Annotated in this window: 22 protein-coding genes; 12 read left to right on the top strand and 10 right to left on the bottom strand. The window is 72.1% G+C overall.

The genetic code is table 11. The features are described 5' to 3' along the window. Nucleotides 1-173 precede the first annotated feature (173 nt). A complete protein-coding gene (locus IF27_RS05895) occupies nt 174-1,658 on the top strand; it encodes a sensor histidine kinase (protein WP_052848275.1) in 1,485 nt (494 codons plus the stop codon). Between the two features lie 180 nt (nt 1,659-1,838). Here the strand turns inward: IF27_RS05895 and IF27_RS05890 are convergent, their stop codons facing one another. Beyond that, entirely contained in the window at nt 1,839-2,096 is a 258-nt protein-coding gene (locus IF27_RS05890; RefSeq protein ID WP_019433310.1) for a WhiB family transcriptional regulator, read from the bottom strand. 295 nt (nt 2,097-2,391) lie between these two features. Next, complete coding sequence (locus IF27_RS05885) at nt 2,392-3,360, bottom strand: diacylglycerol/lipid kinase family protein (protein ID WP_052848274.1); 969 nt, start codon at nt 3,358-3,360, stop codon at nt 2,392-2,394. Between the two features lie 62 nt (nt 3,361-3,422). Between IF27_RS05885 and IF27_RS05880 the strand changes: the two genes are divergently transcribed. Continuing rightward, nucleotides 3,423-3,854, top strand: coding sequence for a hypothetical protein (locus IF27_RS05880; RefSeq protein WP_052848273.1), 432 nt, complete (start codon nt 3,423-3,425; stop codon nt 3,852-3,854). Between the two features lie 39 nt (nt 3,855-3,893). On the opposite strand, the gene IF27_RS05875 is transcribed toward IF27_RS05880, so the two are convergent. The 3 genes from IF27_RS05875 to IF27_RS05865 form a co-directional block, all read right to left on the bottom strand. After that, a complete protein-coding gene (locus IF27_RS05875; protein WP_223290932.1) occupies nt 3,894-4,838 on the bottom strand; it encodes an RNA polymerase sigma factor SigF in 945 nt (314 codons plus the stop codon). After that, complete coding sequence (locus IF27_RS05870; RefSeq protein WP_052848272.1) at nt 4,835-5,248, bottom strand: ATP-binding protein; 414 nt, start codon at nt 5,246-5,248, stop codon at nt 4,835-4,837. The genes IF27_RS05875 and IF27_RS05870 overlap by 4 nt, the downstream gene beginning before the upstream one ends. Nucleotides 5,249-5,531: 283 nt before the next feature. Next, entirely contained in the window at nt 5,532-6,050 is a 519-nt protein-coding gene (locus IF27_RS05865) for an NUDIX domain-containing protein (protein WP_420821986.1), read from the bottom strand. 251 nt (nt 6,051-6,301) lie between these two features. Here IF27_RS05865 and IF27_RS05860 point away from each other — a divergent pair, with 251 nt between their 5' ends. Continuing rightward, nucleotides 6,302-6,709, top strand: a complete 408-nt coding sequence (locus IF27_RS05860) for a four-helix bundle copper-binding protein (protein ID WP_052848271.1) — start codon at nt 6,302-6,304, stop codon at nt 6,707-6,709. A gap of 12 nt (nt 6,710-6,721) precedes the next feature. Here the strand turns inward: IF27_RS05860 and IF27_RS05855 are convergent, their stop codons facing one another. Further along, nucleotides 6,722-7,582, bottom strand: coding sequence for an SAM-dependent methyltransferase (locus tag IF27_RS05855; RefSeq protein ID WP_052848270.1), 861 nt, complete (start codon nt 7,580-7,582; stop codon nt 6,722-6,724). Nucleotides 7,583-7,666: 84 nt separating this feature from the next. Beyond that, the gene (locus IF27_RS05850; protein ID WP_052848269.1) at nt 7,667-8,410 is read right to left on the bottom strand and encodes a hypothetical protein; all 744 of its coding nucleotides are present in this window, start codon (nt 8,408-8,410) and stop codon (nt 7,667-7,669) included. A gap of 224 nt (nt 8,411-8,634) precedes the next feature. Here IF27_RS05850 and IF27_RS05845 point away from each other — a divergent pair, with 224 nt between their 5' ends. From IF27_RS05845 to IF27_RS30875, 4 genes are all read left to right on the top strand, one after another. Further along, the gene (locus IF27_RS05845) at nt 8,635-9,939 is read left to right on the top strand and encodes an AAA family ATPase (protein WP_223290931.1); all 1,305 of its coding nucleotides are present in this window, start codon (nt 8,635-8,637) and stop codon (nt 9,937-9,939) included. Then, nucleotides 9,936-10,679, top strand: a complete 744-nt coding sequence (locus tag IF27_RS05840; RefSeq protein ID WP_052848267.1) for an RloB family protein — start codon at nt 9,936-9,938, stop codon at nt 10,677-10,679. Before IF27_RS05845 ends, IF27_RS05840 begins: the two co-directional genes overlap by 4 nt. 280 nt (nt 10,680-10,959) lie before the next feature. Beyond that, entirely contained in the window at nt 10,960-11,706 is a 747-nt protein-coding gene (locus IF27_RS05835; RefSeq protein ID WP_190232829.1) for a phage antirepressor KilAC domain-containing protein, read from the top strand. An 87-nt stretch (nt 11,707-11,793) separates the two neighbouring features. Then, a complete protein-coding gene (locus tag IF27_RS30875) occupies nt 11,794-11,943 on the top strand; it encodes a hypothetical protein (RefSeq protein WP_190232828.1) in 150 nt (49 codons plus the stop codon). Nucleotides 11,944-11,983: 40 nt separating this feature from the next. Here IF27_RS30875 and IF27_RS05830 read toward each other — a convergent pair whose 3' ends face one another. After that, nucleotides 11,984-12,520, bottom strand: a complete 537-nt coding sequence (locus IF27_RS05830; RefSeq protein WP_052848265.1) for a flavoprotein — start codon at nt 12,518-12,520, stop codon at nt 11,984-11,986. An 87-nt stretch (nt 12,521-12,607) separates the two neighbouring features. On the opposite strand from IF27_RS05830, the gene IF27_RS05825 reads away from it, so the two are divergent. The 3 genes from IF27_RS05825 to IF27_RS05820 all read left to right on the top strand — a co-directional run bounded on the left by IF27_RS05825 (nt 12,608) and on the right by IF27_RS05820 (nt 14,442). Beyond that, nucleotides 12,608-13,789, top strand: coding sequence for a helix-turn-helix domain-containing protein (locus IF27_RS05825; protein WP_052848264.1), 1,182 nt, complete (start codon nt 12,608-12,610; stop codon nt 13,787-13,789). Nucleotides 13,790-13,870: 81 nt separating this feature from the next. After that, nucleotides 13,871-14,029, top strand: a complete 159-nt coding sequence (locus tag IF27_RS30870; protein ID WP_190232827.1) for a hypothetical protein — start codon at nt 13,871-13,873, stop codon at nt 14,027-14,029. Then, nucleotides 14,026-14,442 (top strand): hypothetical protein, encoded by a 417-nt coding sequence (locus IF27_RS05820; RefSeq protein ID WP_190232826.1) that lies wholly within the window; start codon nt 14,026-14,028, stop codon nt 14,440-14,442. The genes IF27_RS30870 and IF27_RS05820 overlap by 4 nt, the downstream gene beginning before the upstream one ends. A 350-nt stretch (nt 14,443-14,792) precedes the next feature. Here IF27_RS05820 and sodN read toward each other — a convergent pair whose 3' ends face one another. Further along, entirely contained in the window at nt 14,793-15,188 is a 396-nt protein-coding gene (sodN, locus tag IF27_RS05815) for a superoxide dismutase, Ni (RefSeq protein WP_052848262.1), read from the bottom strand. A 174-nt stretch (nt 15,189-15,362) separates the two neighbouring features. Here sodN and sodX point away from each other — a divergent pair, with 174 nt between their 5' ends. After that, on the top strand, nt 15,363-15,746 hold the full coding sequence (gene sodX, locus IF27_RS05810) for a nickel-type superoxide dismutase maturation protease (RefSeq protein ID WP_052848261.1): 384 nt from the start codon (nt 15,363-15,365) through the stop codon (nt 15,744-15,746). On the opposite strand, the gene IF27_RS05805 is transcribed toward sodX, so the two are convergent. After that, nucleotides 15,659-16,279, bottom strand: a complete 621-nt coding sequence (locus tag IF27_RS05805) for a CGNR zinc finger domain-containing protein (RefSeq protein ID WP_052848260.1) — start codon at nt 16,277-16,279, stop codon at nt 15,659-15,661. The genes sodX and IF27_RS05805 overlap by 88 nt on opposite strands. A 111-nt stretch (nt 16,280-16,390) precedes the next feature. Here IF27_RS05805 and IF27_RS05800 point away from each other — a divergent pair, with 111 nt between their 5' ends. Continuing rightward, complete coding sequence (locus IF27_RS05800) at nt 16,391-17,149, top strand: class I SAM-dependent methyltransferase (protein WP_052848259.1); 759 nt, start codon at nt 16,391-16,393, stop codon at nt 17,147-17,149. Nucleotides 17,150-17,181 lie beyond the last annotated feature (32 nt).

Genomic DNA, 17,181 nt, shown 5'->3' with positions numbered 1-17,181 from the left:
CGCCCGTGTCCATGCTCCGAAGGCACTTCCTCGCCCCGCCCGCCGGCCGCCGTCGAGTCCTGACCGGACGGCGCCGCCGGGGCGTGCCGGGGCGGGGGAGGGGCGCGTACCCCGCGCGCCCGCCGTCCGAGGCCCGCTCGCGCGCCCCCGGTAAGCTCGCCGGTGTGCCCTCCATGAACGACCTCGTCCGCCAGCACACCGATCTCGGCGAAGCCGACCTCGACTGGCTCCACCTGCTGGTGTCCGAGTGGCAGCTCCTGTCCGACCTGTCCTTCGCGGACCTCGTCCTGTGGCTGCCCACCCGCGACGGCACGCGCTACGTCTCCGTCGCCCAGATGCGGCCCAACACCGGGCCGACCTCCTACCAGGACGACATGGTCGGCCACCTCGTCCCGCGCGGACGCCGGCCCCTCCTGGACGTGGCCCACGACGAGGGCCGCATCGTGCGGGAGGGCGACCCGGAGTGGCGCGAGGAGGTGCCGGTCCGCGTCGAGTCGATCCCGGTGCGCCGTGAGGGCCGCGTCCTCGGCGTCATCGCCCGCAACACCAACCTCCTCACCGTCCGCACCCCGAGCCGCCTGGAGCTGACCTACCTCCAGAGCGCGTCCGACCTGGCACAGATGATCGCCGGGGGAACCTTCCCGTTCCCCGGCCAGCAGGTCGGCATGGACCGCGCCCCGCGCGTCGGCGACGGCTTCATCCGCCTCGACGCGGACGGCGTCGTCCAGTACGCCAGCCCCAACGCCCTGTCCGCGTACCACCGCCTCGGGCTGGCGACCGACCTCGTCGGCCTGCCGCTCGGCCCCACCACGGCCGAACTCGCCCCGACCCGGGGGCCCGTGGACGAGTCCCTGGTCAAGCTCGCCAGCGGCTGGGCGCCGCGCGAGGCGGAGATCGAGGGCGACGAGTGCGTGGTGCAGCTCCGCGCGATCCCGCTCAAACCCAAGGGTGAGCGCATCGGTTCCCTCATACTCCTGCGGGATGTCACCGAACTGCGCCGCCGGGAGCGCGAGCTGATGACCAAGGACGCGACGATCCGCGAGATCCACCACCGCGTCAAGAACAACCTCCAGACGGTCGCCGCGCTGCTGCGCCTCCAGGCGCGCCGCATCGGCGCCACGGGGGACGACAGCGCCCGCGCCGCGCTGGAGGAGGCCGTCCGCCGCGTCGGCTCCATCGCCCTCGTGCACGAGACGCTGTCCCAGAACCTGGACGAGCGCGTCGAGTTCGACGAGATCGCCGACCGCGTCATCGCCATGGTCGCCGAACTCTCCCCGGACGGACGGGTGTCGGGCCGCCGCACCGGCAAGTTCGGCATCCTGGACGCGGAGACGGCGACCCCGCTGTCCATGGTCCTCACCGAAGTGCTCCAGAACGCGCTCGAACACGGCTTCGGCCCGGGGGAGCGGGGCGCGATCGAGGTCGGCGCCACCCGCAGCGCCGCCCGGCGCGACGCGGGCCGCCTCCTCGTCACCGTCGAGGACGACGGCCGCGGCCTGCCGCCCGGCTTCGACGCGCACAGCGACGGCAACCTGGGCCTCCAGATCGTCCGCACCCTGGTCGAGGGCGAGTTGGGCGGCCGGTTCGACATGATCGCGGGCACGGACGGCGGCACCCGCGTCGTGCTCGACCTGCCGCTCGACGAGCGCGAGCGCTGACCGCCGCCCGCCCGCCCCGGCCCGTGGACCGCAAAAAGCCCCGCTCCCCGACGAGACGATCGTCGTGGAGCGGGGCTGAACGCTGGTGCGCGGTCGGCACCCGTGGGGTGCTGCGCGTGCTGCGGCTCGGGGGGCAGCAAATGACGGACGGGGCGTGTCCGCCGGACGTGGCCTACCCGCTCAGGCGGTGGCCTTGCGCGCCCGGTTGCGAGCGGCGCGGCGCTTCATCGCACGGCGCTCGTCCTCGCTCATCCCGCCCCAGACACCGGAGTCCTGACCGGACTCCAGGGCCCACTGCAGACACTGCTCCATGACGGGGCAGCGACGGCAGACGGCCTTGGCTTCCTCGATCTGCAGCAGCGCGGGACCGGTGTTGCCGATGGGGAAGAACAGCTCGGGGTCTTCCTCGCGGCAAACGGCGTTGTGACGCCAGTCCATGTCTGCTCCATCTCCTGCACGTTGCAGTTACATTGCTTGTGAATGTGAACGCTTTCACGAATCCCTGGACAAATAAAGAGCCACAGCTCAGTCTGGGGAGGGATTCGGGCTCTCAAGGGGGCCGATGTCCCGGCCGTCCCGATCGCCATGAAGAGGTTCGCAAACCTCGGCTGCGGATACAACCCCTTCCGGAAAGTTTTTTTTGAATCCTTGGTGTCGCCTACCTCACAGCCCTACTTCCCTCGGGTGGAGTCTGCGCTAAACGTTCGAGTAGAAGGAGTTTCCGCCCTTCCGCTCACACAATCACACGCAGTGCTTGGCGTACGCCTGTGAACGAGACACTGGTTCGCAGTCCCAGGTGGTCACCATCAAGCTGAAACGGCAGCGGCACCTGGGATTGCAAGGTGAAGTCCGTCTGGTCGTGCAGGGACACGACATGTCTGCCGTGCGGGCCGCGCTCCGGGGAGGACAGCAGCAGCTGGGTCGCGTACCGCGAGACCGCCGACGACGACAGCCGGGTGAGTCCCAGCAGGTCGAGGCCGGTGTCGAAGGACGCGGCCGGGGTCGCGTGGATGGGGCGGTTGCCGAGATACGTCCACGGCGAGGTGTTGCAGACGATCGACAACGCCAGTCCCTCCACCGGGTCATGACCCGCGCGCCGCAGCGAGATCACCCCTCGCCTGCGCGTCGGATCGCCGAGGAAGTGCCGCATCACCTGCCGGACGTAGAGCGCGTGTGTGGACCGCTTGCCCCGCTCCCGCTGCGACTCCACCCGCCCGATCACCCCCGCGTCGAAGCCGAGCCCCGCGCAGAAGGTGAACCACCGGCGCGGCACGCCCTCGTCCGGCGTCCCCGGCGTGCCCGTCGCGAGGCCGAGCCCGACGGTCCGCTCGCTTCCGGCGTGCAGCGCGTCGAGCAGCGCGCCCGTCGCCTCGACCGCGTCGTTCGGCAGCCCGAGGGCGCGGGCGAACACGTTGGTCGAGCCGCCGGGAACGACGGCCAGCCGGGGAAGTTCGCCCGTATCGGGTCCGTCGTGCAGCAGCCCGTTGACGACCTCGTTGACGGTGCCGTCGCCGCCGAGGGCGATCACCACGTCCGCCGTGCCCTGCTCCGCCGCCCGCCGCGCCAGGTCCCTGGCGTGCCCGCGGAACGCCGTCAGCGCCACGTCGAGCTTCACCTCGCTCGCCAGCGCGTGCGTCAGCACGTCACGCATCCGCGCGCTGGTGGTGGTGGCGACAGGGTTGACCACGAGAAGTGCGCGCATGGGATGCAGCGTACCCAGGCGGGCCCGGCGGACGTGCCCACGGGCCGCTATACCCTGGCGGGGTGAGTGACAAGACCGCAGGCGGCGCCGCCCCTGCCCCCGCCGACCGCCCCCGCAGGGTGAGCGCCGCGGCCGTCCTGTGCGGCCTCCAGGGCGCCGTGATCACGGTCCTCGGGGCCGTCATGCTGGTCCTCACCGTGACGGGTGACCCGGGCGACCGCGACCAGGCGCTCGCCGGGGCCGTCACGGCGCTCGCGCTCGGCGTCCTGCCGCTCGCCGCGGGCCACGGGCTGTGGCGGCTGCGCCGCTGGAGCCGCGGCCCCGCGGTGATCGTCCAGCTCCTCGGCCTGCCGGTGGCCTGGACGCTGCTCGGCAGCGGCGGCCTGTGGCCGCTCGCGGCGGTCGGCCTGGCGGCGACGGCGCTCGCCGTGCTCGCCTGCCTGATCAACCCGACGGCCACCGAGGCGCTCGGCATCGGACCGCGCGAGGCGTGACCTCGGGGGCACCGGGGCGTGCGGCCCCGGCGCCCGTGCCTACTCCTCGACCAGCAACTTGTCGCGCAGCTGCGCCAGGGTCCTGGCCAGCAGCCGCGAGACGTGCATCTGGGAGATGCCGACCTCCTGCGCGATCTGGGACTGCGTCATGTTCCCGAAGAAGCGCAGCAGCAGGATCTTCTTCTCGCGCGGCGGGAGTTCCTCCAGCAGCGGCTTGAGGGACTCGCGGTACTCGACGCCTTCCAGCGCGTCGTCCTCCGCGCCCAGGGTGTCGGCCACGGCCGGGGACTCGTCGTCCGTGTCGGGGACGTCCAGGGACAGGGTGCTGTAGGCGTTCGCCGACTCAAGCCCCTCCAGGACGTCCTCCTCGGAGATGTTCAGGCGCTGCGCCAGCTCGTGCACGGTCGGCGCCCTGCCGTGCTGCTGGGACAGCTCGGCCGTCGCCTGGCTCAGGGACAGCCGCAGCTCCTGGAGGCGGCGCGGCACCCGTACCGCCCAGCCCTTGTCCCGGAAGTGCCGCTTGATCTCGCCGACCACGGTCGGCGTCGCGTAGGTGGAGAACTCCACGCCGCGCTCCGGGTCGAAGCGGTCCACCGACTTGATCAGGCCGATCGTCGCCACCTGGGTCAGGTCGTCCAGCGGCTCGCCGCGGTTGCGGAAGCGGCGTGCCAGGTGTTCCACGAGCGGCAGGTGCATCCGCACCAGCGTGTTGCGCAGTTCGGCGCGCTCGGGCGACCCGTCGGGCAGCCCGCGCAGCGTGACGAACAGGTCGCGGGCGGCGCTGCGGTCGCGTGGGTCGTGCGCCGCCCGGCGTGGTACGGACTCCACCGGATGCCCGGCGGCCTGGGACTCGTCGTCGGGTCCCGGCCGTACGGAGTGCTCGGTCTGTGTGGGCTCCGGCTGGCCCGGAATGGTCCGTGCCGTCTGCTCCACCTCGTTCACCTCGGCCCCCTCGTCCCGTGGCGGCCCCTGCGCGCCGGTCACGGCGCTCCGGGGGCGGCGCCGCGCTTCTTGTGCAGGCTGATGCTGACCGTCCGGTCCTCCCCGACGGTCGATTCCACCTCACCGGCCAGCGCGGTCAGCACCGTCCAGGCGAACGTGTCCCGCTCGGGGGCGTGCCCCTCGGTGGTGGGCGCCGAGACGGTGACCCGCAGCGCGTCGTCCACCAGCGTGAACACGCAGTCCAGGACGCTTCCCGGCTTCGCCTGCTGGAGGAGGATCGCGCACGCCTCGTCCACGGCGATGCGCAGGTCCTCGATCTCGTCCAGGGTGAAGTCGAGCCGGGCGGCGAGACCGGCCGTGGCCGTCCGCAGCACCGACAGATAGGCACCCGCCGCCGGCAGCCGGACTTCCACGAAGTCCTGCGATCCGGGCTCACCTGGGATTGGGGACACCCTCACCTCCACAGAGACTCACACTGATTGAGCGCGCACGGACATCGCCCGGATGCCCTGACGCGTCCTGCGACGCTACCGCGATCCACAGCATGCTGTCGCCTGGTCCGAGTTGTGCTCGATCGTCCTGACCACCTTGGCGGTATTACTCATCGTAATGCATTCGGTGCGTACTGTGGCCATGGGGATGACGTCAATTCCTCGGATTCCTCGCGGCGTTGTACCTGCCGAACGCCATGATCGATAAATCGTACTGCGGGGGCGGGCCAGGACCCGCCGCCGGTCACCGCCACCCGTGCAGGGTGAGGCCCGCGTTCTCCTCGGTCACGCAGCGTTCGATGATCCGATCCGCCGAGAACACCAGCTCGGCGGGCAGTTGGCCGATCGGGGTCCACCGCACCGCGGCGTGCTTCGCCGGTTCCGCGTTGTACGCGGTGCCCGACCAGCGCTCGGTGGCGAAGATGACGGTGAGGAACCCGGCGGGCGCCTCGGGCCCCTGTGCGGCGTGCACGACATGACGCAGCCGCAGGTCGGCCGGGTCCACGACGAGGCCCGTCTCCTCCTTGAGTTCGCGCACGGCGGCCGACGTGACGGGCTCGCCCGGGTCGCACTTCCCAACCGGCAGGTCCCACATCCCGCGGGCGAACTTGGCCCGGGGGCCGCGCTGGAGGAGCAGCACCCGGTCCGTGGCGCGGTCGAGGACGACGACGGCGGCGGCCAGCAGGGTCATCGAGCCGGTCGCGGGCGGCAGGGCGGGGGCGTTCTCCTCGGTCACGGGGCTCATGGCGCCCCCGTCGGTCATGTCGCTCACGGCGCAAGGGTAGTCGCCGGGTGCGCAGGCCCAGCGGCCGGGAGGACGCCCCCGGTGCGCGCGCCCGGGCACGTCCGCCGCCACATCTGGACACACGGCCGGACGGTGACCGGCGCGCGGGCCCTGTTCCCGCGGGCGGCGCCGGGCGGGCGGCGACGGGCCGTGAGCGGGCGTGACGCGGCGCGGCGGCCGGTTTCGCGGCGGCCCGCCGCGGTTACCCAGGGCGGCGGAGGTGGTTCGTCATGACCACGGTCAAGGACATGCTGCGTACGTACCCGGGCGACAAGGGCGCGCTGGACGGCGACCTGCTCGCCCGCTGCATCGAGGAGTGCGACCGCTGCGCCCGTACCTGTACGGCCTGCGCCGACGCCTGTCTCGCGGAGGACCGCGTCGAGGAGCTGGCCGCCTGCATCCGGCTCGACCTCGACTGCGCGGACGTCTGCGACATCACCGGGCGGCTCGTCGCCCGCTACACGCCGGACGGCGCCGACCTGACGCGCGCGCAGGTGGAGGCGTGCGCGCTGGCCTGTGCGGCGTGCGCCGCGGAGTGCGAGCGGCACGCCGCCGAGCACGAGCACTGCCGGCTGTGCGCCGAGGCGTGCCGTGCGTGCGAGCAGGCGTGCAACGACCTGCTGGCCGCCGGGCTCTGACCTGCGGTGCCGTCAGGCTCGCTTGACGGCTACGCCGCCGTACATCGCGACGTCCTGGTCGGTGACGCGGCCCCCGTCGGGGTCGTTCGCCGGGTCGGGACGCCAGCGGTGGACGAGCGTCACGCCCGGGTCCAGCGGCGCGAGGCCGTCGAAGAACCGTTCCGCCTCGGCGCGGTCCCTGATCCGGACCGGGATGCCCCGCGCGGTGTACTCGCGGCCGACCCCCGCGACCCGCTCCGGGTCGGTGTCCCCGGTGAAGACCGTCAGCGCGAGGAAGCTGCCGGGGGCCAGCGCGTCCATCAGGCGGCGGACGAGGCCCCACGGGTCGTCCTCGTCCGGGAGGAGGTGGACGAGGGCGATGAGGGACAGCGCCACCGGCCGCCCCAGGTCGAGCGTCTCGTGGAGGAGGGCCGCGCCGAGGAGCGAGTCGGGGTCGCGCAGGTCGGCGTCGAGGTGGGCCGTGCGCCCCTCCGGGCTGCTGCGCGTCAGGGCGCGGGCGTGCGTGAGGACGAGCGGGTCGTTGTCGGCGTAGACGACGCGGGTGTCGGGGGCGAGGTCCTGCGCGACCTCGTGCAGGTCGGGTGGGTTCGGGATGCCGGTGCCGATGTCGAGGAACTGGCGCACGCCGTGCTCGGTGACGAGGTGACGGACCACCCGGTGCATGAAGAAACGTGTCTGCCGCATCGAGACCGGCAGGCTCGGCCAGGCCGCGACGGACGCGTCCCCTGCGGCGCGGTCGGGGTCGTAGTTCGTCCGGCCGCCCAGCAGGTAGTCGTACACCCGCGCGGAGTGCGGGAGGTCGGTCCGCAGATCGATCGGCGGCGGTGGCTCCGCCTGCTGCGGGGACGTCCCCCCGGGGGACACTGCTGCCATGGTCGCCCGCCCGTCTTCCTTCTCGAACGCCGGTCCGAGCCCGCGACGGTGACCTGCGAACCCGCCGGTCATCGTAACGAACGATCATGTGCCTTCGGGGAGTTGGGGATGCCCCGCGCCGGAGCGCTGCGCGTGCCCGTCGATCACGACGCGCGCGGTCTCCTGCCCGCCGGTGAGCGCCTCGTCGATCCGGGCGCGGATCTCACCGGCGAGGGCGTAGGTGGCCGGTGAGGCCGCCGGGTCGTGCTGGACGCGCCACAGCGCGTCGATGACGGCGATCAGCGTGCGCCCGGACAGGTGCGCCTCCACCGTGCCGTCCTCACGTTCCACCACCTCGGCCGGGAGCCTGAAGTGCTCTCCGCCCGCGGCGTGTTCGACCAGGAACGACCAGATGTCGCGGTGGCAGACCACCCCGGCGCGCGCGATCCCGGCGGCGCGGGCGAACAGGTCGTGGCACTCGCCGGACTCCGCGGGAGGACGCGTGGCGCGGGCGTCGCGCGCCTCGCGCTCGGCGAGCCTGGCCTCGGCCTCCGCACGGCGCATGGCGATGATCTCGTTGAGGGCGCGTTCGGCGGCGGTGCGCTCGGCGATGAGCAGGGTGCGCAGCTCGGGCAGGTGGGCGTCGAGTGCGGTCCGCGCGCCGTTCACGCGGGAGCCCAGCTCGTAGCGCAGTGTCTCGTTGTCCTGGTGCAACTGGGCCAGCTTCTCGCCGAGCAGGCCCATGACGTCGGCGCGGATGCCGCGCATCTCCTCGCGCACCTCGGCAAGCTGGGACTCCATCTGCCCCACGCGCCGCCGCAGCGCGTCGTCTTCCCCTCGCCTGGCCATGTCCCTGCTCCCTCGTGGCGCCGCTCCGGCGGTTGTGTGTGGCGGCAGCATGCTCCCCGTGCGGAGCGCGGGCGACGCGGCGAATTCGAGACAATCACACCGATACCCACTGCTTCACGGTCGGTGCGCGGGCGGATGCCTTGCCTGGCATGCGAGGAGGCGCCGTCATATGCTCTCTGGTGCAGAGTTTCTGCGTGAGAGGCGCCGAAAATCGCCACAGGTCCATGTCGAGGAGGAGGTCGGTCGTGCTGCTGCGCTTCAGGGTGGCCAATCACCGGTCGATCCGTGACGAGCACGAGGTGTCGCTCATCGGCACCGAGCTGAACGAGGGAACCGCGCGGGAGACGCCGCTGACGGCCAGGGGGCGCCCGGTGACGGTGCTGCCGGTGCTGGGCGTCTTCGGCGCCAACGCGTCGGGCAAGTCCAATCTGCTCAGCGCCTTCCGGTTCATGAAGGAAGCCGTGCGGAGTTCCTTCGCCGACTGGGCCAAGGTGCCAGGCGCGGTGCCCAGGGAGCCCTTCAAGCTCGATCCCGCGTGCCGTGAGGAGACCACCCTCTTCGAGGTGGATCTGCTGCTCGGCCGCGAGCCCGTCCGGTACACCTATGGATTCGAACTGTCGGACGAGCGTGTCGAGGCGGAGTGGCTGCACGCGTATCCGCGCGGCAAGCGCAACGTCTGGTTCGACCGGGAGGCGGCCCGGGCCGACGACGGCGGGGACGCGTTCGTGTTCCGTGGCACGGGCTTCCGAGGGCGCCGCGACGACCTGGTGGCGCTGACCCGCCCCAACGCGCTGTTCCTCTCCGCCGGGGCGACGCTGAACGACCCGCAGTTGTCCACCGTGCACCGCTGGTTCGCGGACAACCTCCGGCTCGTGACCCCCGGCGCCGACATCGCGACCAGGACCCGGTGGACGCGGCGGCTGCTCACGGAGTCGAAGCACCCGGGTGACCATCGCGACCGGATCGTCCGGCTGCTGTCGGTGGCCGATCTCGGCGTCACCGGGATCGACATCGACCCCGAGGCCGGGCGGGTCGGCCTGCGCCACCGCGCGCCGGGCGGGGGCGAGGTGGCCATGGATTTCGAGACCGAGGAGTCCCTGGGCACGCACGCGTGGTTCGCGTTCCTGGGGCCGCTGCTCGCCGTGCTGGACGGGGGTGGCGCGCTTCTGGTGGACGAGCTGGACTCCAGCCTCCACCCCGCGCTCGCCGCGGAGGTCGTACGGCTCTTCCAGGACCCGGACGCCAACCCCCGTGGGGCACAACTGATCTTCACCACCCACGACGCGACGTTGCTCGGCAGCGCGGTCCTCGACCGTCCCCTCGACCGCGACCAGGTGTGGATCGCCGCGAAGCGCCGCTCCGGCGAGACGGAGGTCTACGCGTTGGCCGACGCCAGGCCGCGTAAGGAGGAGAACCTCGAACGCGGCTACCTCCGCGGCCGGTACGGCGGCATCCCCCGGATCGCCGCGGGCGAGATCACGCGTGAGTTGTCCTGGCGGGAGTCGGAGGAGTCGGAGGAGTCGGCGTGACGGGGCGGCAGCAGCGCAGCGGATCGGCCAGGGCGCGCAGGCGCGGGTCGATCGACGACGACCGTCCGCTGGAGCGCCGGGTCGGTGGCAGGGATCGGAGCGTCCGCGTCCTGTACGTGGCCTGCGAAGGCGAGCGGACCGAGGTCGATTACCTCAACCACCTCACCAGGGAGTTCGGCGAGGCCGAGGGGGGCAGGCGGTCGTTCCGTATCCAGCCGATCAGCAAGAGGAACGGCCTGTTGCCCTCGCAGACCGTCGCCGCCGTGCGCCGCCACGCCGACACCGACGAAGCCTGGGTGCTCTTCGACCGTGACGGTGCCGACCGTGACGACGACATCCGGCAGGCTCTCACGGCGGCTGCCGCGGCCGGGATCGAGGTGGGTTTCTCGCATCCGTCCTTCGACCTGTGGCTTCTCCTGCATTTCCAGCCGTTCACCGGTGCCCAGAACGGCAGCAGCAGGATCGTCGTCGGCAAGCTGCGCAGCGCTCCCGGCGCCGCCGCGTTCGCGGACTACGACATCCGGAACGACAAGAGCGTCAAGGGCGCACGGTGCGAAGCGCTGCGTGGCAGGGAAGCGACGGCGGTGCTGAACGCGAAGGCGCTCGTCGCCGCGTGCGAGCACGGGGACTGCAAGGGCGCCAGGGCCGACGTCCGGCCGGTCGTCGGCGGGAGCACCCCGCCCATCGGCGGGCTGCTCGGCCTCGGCACGGCCGCCATCCTTGACCGCAGACAGCAGTAGCAGACCAACGCCCCCGTCCGGCTTCGTGCCGGGCGGGGGCGGTCCGTCATATGTGTGGGTCTGGCGTGAAGGAACTGCGCCTGGCTCCGCTTGAGTTGAAGGTGGCGCAGGGTACTCTGAGCGGACCCGGGTCGAACAGTGATCCGGGTCGGAGAATTATGCCCCCGCGCGGTTGCAGCCGCCGAGGGCAGAGACATGAAAGTGAGATTTGATGAGTGAAATGCAGCGTATCGCGCTGCCCCCCGGAGGCAACAGTGGGGGTAGCCCGTTTGATCAGATCATGCTGCTGGACGAGAAGGGCCGGGAGCGTTGGTCTGCCCGTGACCTCCAGCAGCTCATGGGCTACGAGCGGTGGCGGCAGTTCGAGGACACCATCAACCGGGCGATGGAGACCGTCGAGGCGTCGGGCATCCACCCGCTTGATCACTTTGCGGGTGCCCGCAAAGTGATGTCCGGCGGGCGTTGGGGGCACCAGGAGGTCAAGGACTACCGGCTGACGCGCTTCGGGGCCTACCAGGTTGCCCTGGCCGGGGACGGGCGCAAGCCGCAGGTCGCCGCCGCGAAGACCTACTTCGCGGTGAAGACCCGCGAGGCCGAGACCGCGCCCCGCGTCCCGGACATCACCACCTCCAGCGGCGTCCTGGAGATGGCGAACATCCTCCAGGCCACCGCGCTCCGGCTCGTCCAGACCGAGAAGGAGCTGGAGGTCGCCAAGCCGAAGGCCGGGAAGTGGGATGCATTCTGCAACTCGGAGGGCCTGATCGATATGAACGCCGCCGCGAAGGCGTTCAGGCATGTCACCGGCGGTCTCGGCCGGACGAAGTTCATGGAACTGCTGCGCCGCGAGGACATCAAGTTCCTTCAGACCCAGAACCCCCGACTGCCGTATGAGACGCACCTCAAGGCGGACAGGGCGGACGTCAAGTTCGTCCAGGCGGGCTACCAGATGGTGGAACAGACCTTCTTCACCGCCAAGGGCATGGACTGGCTTGCCGACCGCCTGGGGGTGGGCGCCGTAGCCGCCTGACCTTGACCCACGACGAACGCCCCGTCCTCCTTCGGGCGGGCGGGGCTTTTCGTCGCGCCCGTGCGATGCTGCGGAGCATGGCCGACCGTGCACGCGCCGCCGCTGGACGACGACGTCGCGGCCGTCGCCGCGCTCCGGGACCCGGCCGGGCCCGGGGAGCCGTGGTCGGTCGCGGAGATCGCCGCCGTCCTGCCGATCCTCGCGGAGGGGCCGAGCAGCCTGGTCACGGAGGCGTAGGGAGCATGCTGGCTCGCCGTGATCGCTGGCTGAGCGGGCGCTACAGCGCCTCATCGGCGGCGTCGAGAGCGAGGTGCCAGGGGTACTCCTCGGGGCGGCCTTGGCCGGGCTCGTTCGGCACGAACCCGTCCTTGCCCAGCAGGACCGGCGCCCCCGCAGCGCGCAGCGTCTCGACAGATCGGGCGAATTGCGGATGTGTCGCGTAGGCGCTGTTCACGCACGGCATCACCACGAGCGGGCGCTGCTTCCCGATGGCCTCGCACGCGTTGGCCGCGACCCACGTCGGAGTGAGGCCCAAGGCGATCGCGTTGACCGTGTTCAGCGTTGCCGGGGCGAGCACGGTGACGGTGGCGGGCGGCCAGCCGTCCGACGGCGCACCGGGCAGTCGCGGTCGAACCCGCAGGGGATGCCCTGTCAGTTCCTCCCATTCGGCGTGCTGATCAGCCGTCCACTCGGCGGCGGTCGGCGTCAGTCCGACACAGACGTCCCAACCGCGCGCCCCCGCATCCCTCACCGGCCGGTCCAGGTGCTGCACGGGCGGGGCAGCACAGGCGAGGAGGTACAGCACACGGTCCATGGGGAGAGTGCACCACACGCACGACCGCCCCCGACCCGGCGGGGCGCGGGTACCGTCCGAGTGGCTGCACGACCGAGGGGAGCCGGTATGCCCGACCGAGACGACACCAGCACTGGCGCACGGATCGCCGCCCACCGCAAGCGCGCAGGTCTCACCCAGCACGGCCTCGCCCAGCGCATCCCATACAGCTATTCGATGTTGAGGCATGCCGAAGCCGGGCACAAGCGACCGTCGCCACAGCTCGTCGCGGCGGTCGCGCGTGCGCTGGACATCCCCATCACTGCTCTGACGGGACACTCCGCGCATTCTCTGCATCCTGACCGCGTGGACGCACTCGTGCGCCCGATCCGCGAGGCGCTGGATCTGTACGACCTGCCCTCCGGCATCTACGAGCCGCAGATGACCGGGGCAGCGGCGCAGACCGCTGCCGACGCGCTGTGCCGCGACGTGCGGGCCGCGCGCCTGCACCAGGCGGCAGCCGGGCTGCCGAGTCTCCTGACCGACCTCATGGTCCTCAGCCAGGTCCGGCCGGATGGCGACCTGTGGCGGGCACTGGCCTCCGTCTGCCGCTCGGCGGCCGACGTGGCGACGAAGGTCGGCCGACACGATCTCGCCTGTGTGGCGCTTGACAGGATGGGTCGGGCAGCGGAGTGCGCCGGGGACCCGGTGCTCGCCGCCGTGCGGCAGTACAAGCGAGCCCTCGCCTACCGGTCGAAGCAGGCCCGGCACAGCATCGGCCTCGCGATGGTCGCCGAGGGCCATCGCATCCTCGCTTCGGCGGACGGCGACCCGGACGCCTTGGCGGTAGGCGGGCAGCTGCACCTCGGTGCCGCGATCCTGTCCGCGCGGGCCGACGACCCGGCGGGGACGGACGAGCACCTGAGCGCGGCGCGCGAGGTCGCCGCTCGTACAGGGGAGAGCAGCGCGCACTGGCTCAGCTTCGGTCCGGCGAACATCGCCGTGCACGAGACGTTTGCTCGGCTGGAGTTGCGGCAGTACGACGCCGCGTACACCGTCGCCCGTGCGGTCCACCCGCCGCGCGGCTGGGCCGCCTCCCGGCGTGCCGCGCACCTTGTGGACCAAGCGCGCGCCGAGTTGGAGACCGGCCGGACGGACGCCGCGCTCACCTCACTGACAGTTGCCCGCAGCCTTGCCCCGCAGCAGACCCGGCATCACCCGCGCGTGCGGGAGACGGTGCGCGGCCTGCTGCACGTGCGCCGCACCTCCCCGGACGCGCTTTCCCGGATGGCGGCGTGGGTCGGCGCCTGAGTGTCACCGCTTGGTGACAGTTGAGGGACCTCGCGGCGGCGACGCTCGTGGATGACAGATCCACCAGCGTCGGGGGTCCCCATGTTCCAGTCCGCTCGCCCACCGGAGCCCGCGCCGATCCGCGACCCGGATCCGGAGGTCACCGTCATCACCGGCCGGGAGGGCCCACTGCGACGGCGGTACTCGTGGCAGGCCGAGCCGCCCCCCGAACCCGAGTCCGACGGCGAGGCGGAGCGGTGAGCCTTCTCCCGCGCTGCATGTACTGCGAGCGGCATGACGGCGGCCTCGTAGCGGTGGCCGAGGTCGCGTCCGGCTCCGGGCCCGGCTGGTCCTCCTACGCGTGCAAGAACTGCCGGATCGAGCAACGGCTCGTGCCGCTCGTGGCCCAGGCGTCGAACTCCTGGGGCGGGCTGCACCATTGGCCCGAGGTCGTGCCGCACGAGTTGGTGGCCCGGCTCGCCGATCTGGGTGACGCGCCGCAACTCCGGCCCATCGCCGACCGGCTGTTCCCCGCCGCTGCGGTCGCCGCGTCGCGCGCGGTGGACGACCGGCGCCGGGGCATCGCGGCGGTGACCGCGCAGGCAGCGGTGGTGTCCCTGTGGGCCGCCGTTGCGCCGGACGGCCTCACTCCGGTACCGGACGGCGGCCCCTGAAGGCCGGCGGCGTCTCCGTGGCCCGTGCCGGGGGCGCCGCCGCTCACGCCCGTGCCGTCACCCTTCCACCGACCTGTACATCGAGCGCTTGCCCAAATGCGTCCGGGCGCACCCGAACGTGTCGGAACCGCAGGACTGGCCCCCTGTCACCCCGGCACGAAGCGGCCCCCTCCCGAACTGGGAGGGGGCCGCACTCTTTGCCCAGGTCACCGTATGGAAGATGGGAGACCGATGGGAGACGATCAAGGAATTGATCCGCCCCGATCCACTCTCACCGCCCAGAGCCACATCGATCCACGCGCGCACCAGCGGGGCATACGCGTTCCAGGGCGAACCGGAACGCTCCCGTGTCACGCCTTCTTGGTCTCCCAGAAGATCTTGTCGATCTGGGCGATGTAGTCGAGCGCCTTCTGGCCCGTCGCCGGGTCGGTGGAGGCCTTGGCGGCGCTGAGCGCCTTCAGGGTCTCGTTCACCAGCTGGTGCAGCTCCGGGTACTTCTCGAAGTGCGGGGGCTTGAAGTAGTCGCTCCACAGGACCGACACGTGGTGCTTGGCCAGCTCGGCCCGCTCCTCCTTGATGACGGTCGCGCGCGCCCGGAAGTGCGGGTCGTCGTTGGCCTGGTACTTCTCCTGGACGGCCTTGACGGACTCCGCCTCGATACGGGCCTGCGCGGGGTCGTAGACACCGCACGGAAGGTCGCAGTGGGCGCTGACCTTCACCGTGGGGGCAAACAGGCGGGAAAGCATGGAAGCTGTCCTTCCTCGTGATCGTCTTCTCACGGGTGACACTACTCCGTGCAGGGGCGGTTTTCCTGGCCGACCCGGTGCCGATGGCGGGGCCTAGGACGAAAGTCCGGGGGGTCACCCGACCGTCGGCCGACGGGCGAGACCGGCCGATGGCCGGGCGACGGAAGGAACGTGATGAGGCTCGGGCTGGCGGATGTCTACAACCCCTCGATGCTGCCGACGCTGCGGCCGGGGGACCGGCTGCTGCTCGGGCACGGCGCGCGCGTGCGCCCCGGGCACGTGATCGTCGTGCGCCATCCGCTCCAGCAGGACCTCCTGATCGTGAAGCGGGCGGCCGAGCGCCGGTCGGGCGGCTGGTGGGTCGAGGGGGACAACCCGCTGGTGACCAACGACAGCCGCGAGTTCGGCGTGGTCCCCGACGCGCTCGTCGTCGCACGGGCCCTGCTGCGGCTGCGGCTGCCGCTGCGGCATCAGCGCTCGCCGCTGTCCGTGCTCGCCTGGCTGCCGACTGCCGTGCTGCCGCTGGCGGCGCGCTCGCGGCGCTTGCGGGCCCGGTAGGCGGCGACGTTCGCGCGCGTCGCGCAGCGGTCCGAGCAGTAGCGCCGTGACCGGTTGGTCGATGTGTCGATATAGGCGTTCCGGCAGCGGTCGGCCTCGCAGATGCCGAGGCGGTCCACGCCCAGGTCGGTGACCTGGAACGCGAGCCCCATGCAGGCGATGGCCGCGTACCCGGCCGTGGCGCTCGACGGGTGTTCTGCGAGGTGCAGGTGCCAGCGCGGGCGGCCCTGCTCGTCCAGCATGTCGTGGCCCGAGATCTGCGGGCTCGCCGGGTATTCGAGCAGCAGCGCGTTGAGCAGGTCAACGGCGGTCACCTCGTCCCCGTCCGCCGCCGCCGTGAAGACGGCGCGCAGGCGGGCCCTGACGCCGCGCAGGCGCGTCACGTCCGCGTCACCGGCGCGCCGCGCGACCTGCTGCGTGGGGCCGAACAGCGCGCGTACCGCCTCCACGCTGGTGAGGCTGTCCGTCCCGCGGAGCGGTTCCTCGGTGTTGACGAGCCGCACGGCCAAGTCGGCGTAATAGGTGAGTTCCACTTGTGTTCCTTACGGAAGCGCCTTAGGGTCCACACTGTACTGGTAAGGGTCGCATTCGCGGGTGAGCCATTACCTGGTGGGTGCGGTGACATGGACGGGTGGATGAGGGGCATGACGGACTGGCAGGGCTGGCAGGACAGCTGGGACCGGCAGCAGGCGTGGTATCTCCCGGACCGCGAGGAGCGGTTCCGCGTGATGCTGGACGTGGTGCGGGCGCACGCCGGGGACCGCCCGCGCGTCCTCGACCTGGCGTGCGGGACGGGCAGCATCACCCGGCGGCTGCTGGCGCGGCTGCCGGGGGCGGTGGTCACGGGCATCGACCTCGACCCCGCGCTGCTGACCATCGCGCGCGGCACCTTCGCGGGCGACGACCGCGTGACGTTCGTCGCCGCCGACCTCACCGCCCCCGACTGGCCCGACGCGCTCCCGTACGACGCGTACGACGCCGTCGTCACGGCCACCGCCCTCCACTGGCTCGCCGAGGAGCCGCTGCGGACGCTGTACGGGCGGCTCGCCGGACTCGTCAGGCCCGGCGGCGTCTTCCTGAACGCCGACCACATGCCCGACCCCGCCACCCCGCGCATCAACGCGGCGTGGCAGGCGTTCGAGCAGGAGCGGCAGGCCGGTGAGAAGGCCGCGGGCGTCCTCGACTGGGCGGGCTGGTGGACGCACGCCGCCGCCGCGCCGGAACTGGCCGACGTCGTGAGGGAACGCTTCGCCCTCCTCGGGGACCCGATCTCGGGACACACGGGGGACGGGCACGTCCACACCCCCGACTGGCACGCGCGGGCCCTGCGCGACGCGGGCTTCGCCGAGGCGCGGCCCGCGTGGGCGTCGCTGACGGACGCCCTGGTCCTGGCGCTGCGCTGAGCCCGCGCGCCCGGCCCGCTCCCCGCACGGGA

The organism is Streptomyces avicenniae, assembly GCF_000719135.1.
GTDB lineage: Bacteria > Actinomycetota > Actinomycetes > Streptomycetales > Streptomycetaceae > Streptomyces > Streptomyces avicenniae.
This window is presented reverse-complemented; position numbering and strand designations above follow the sequence as displayed.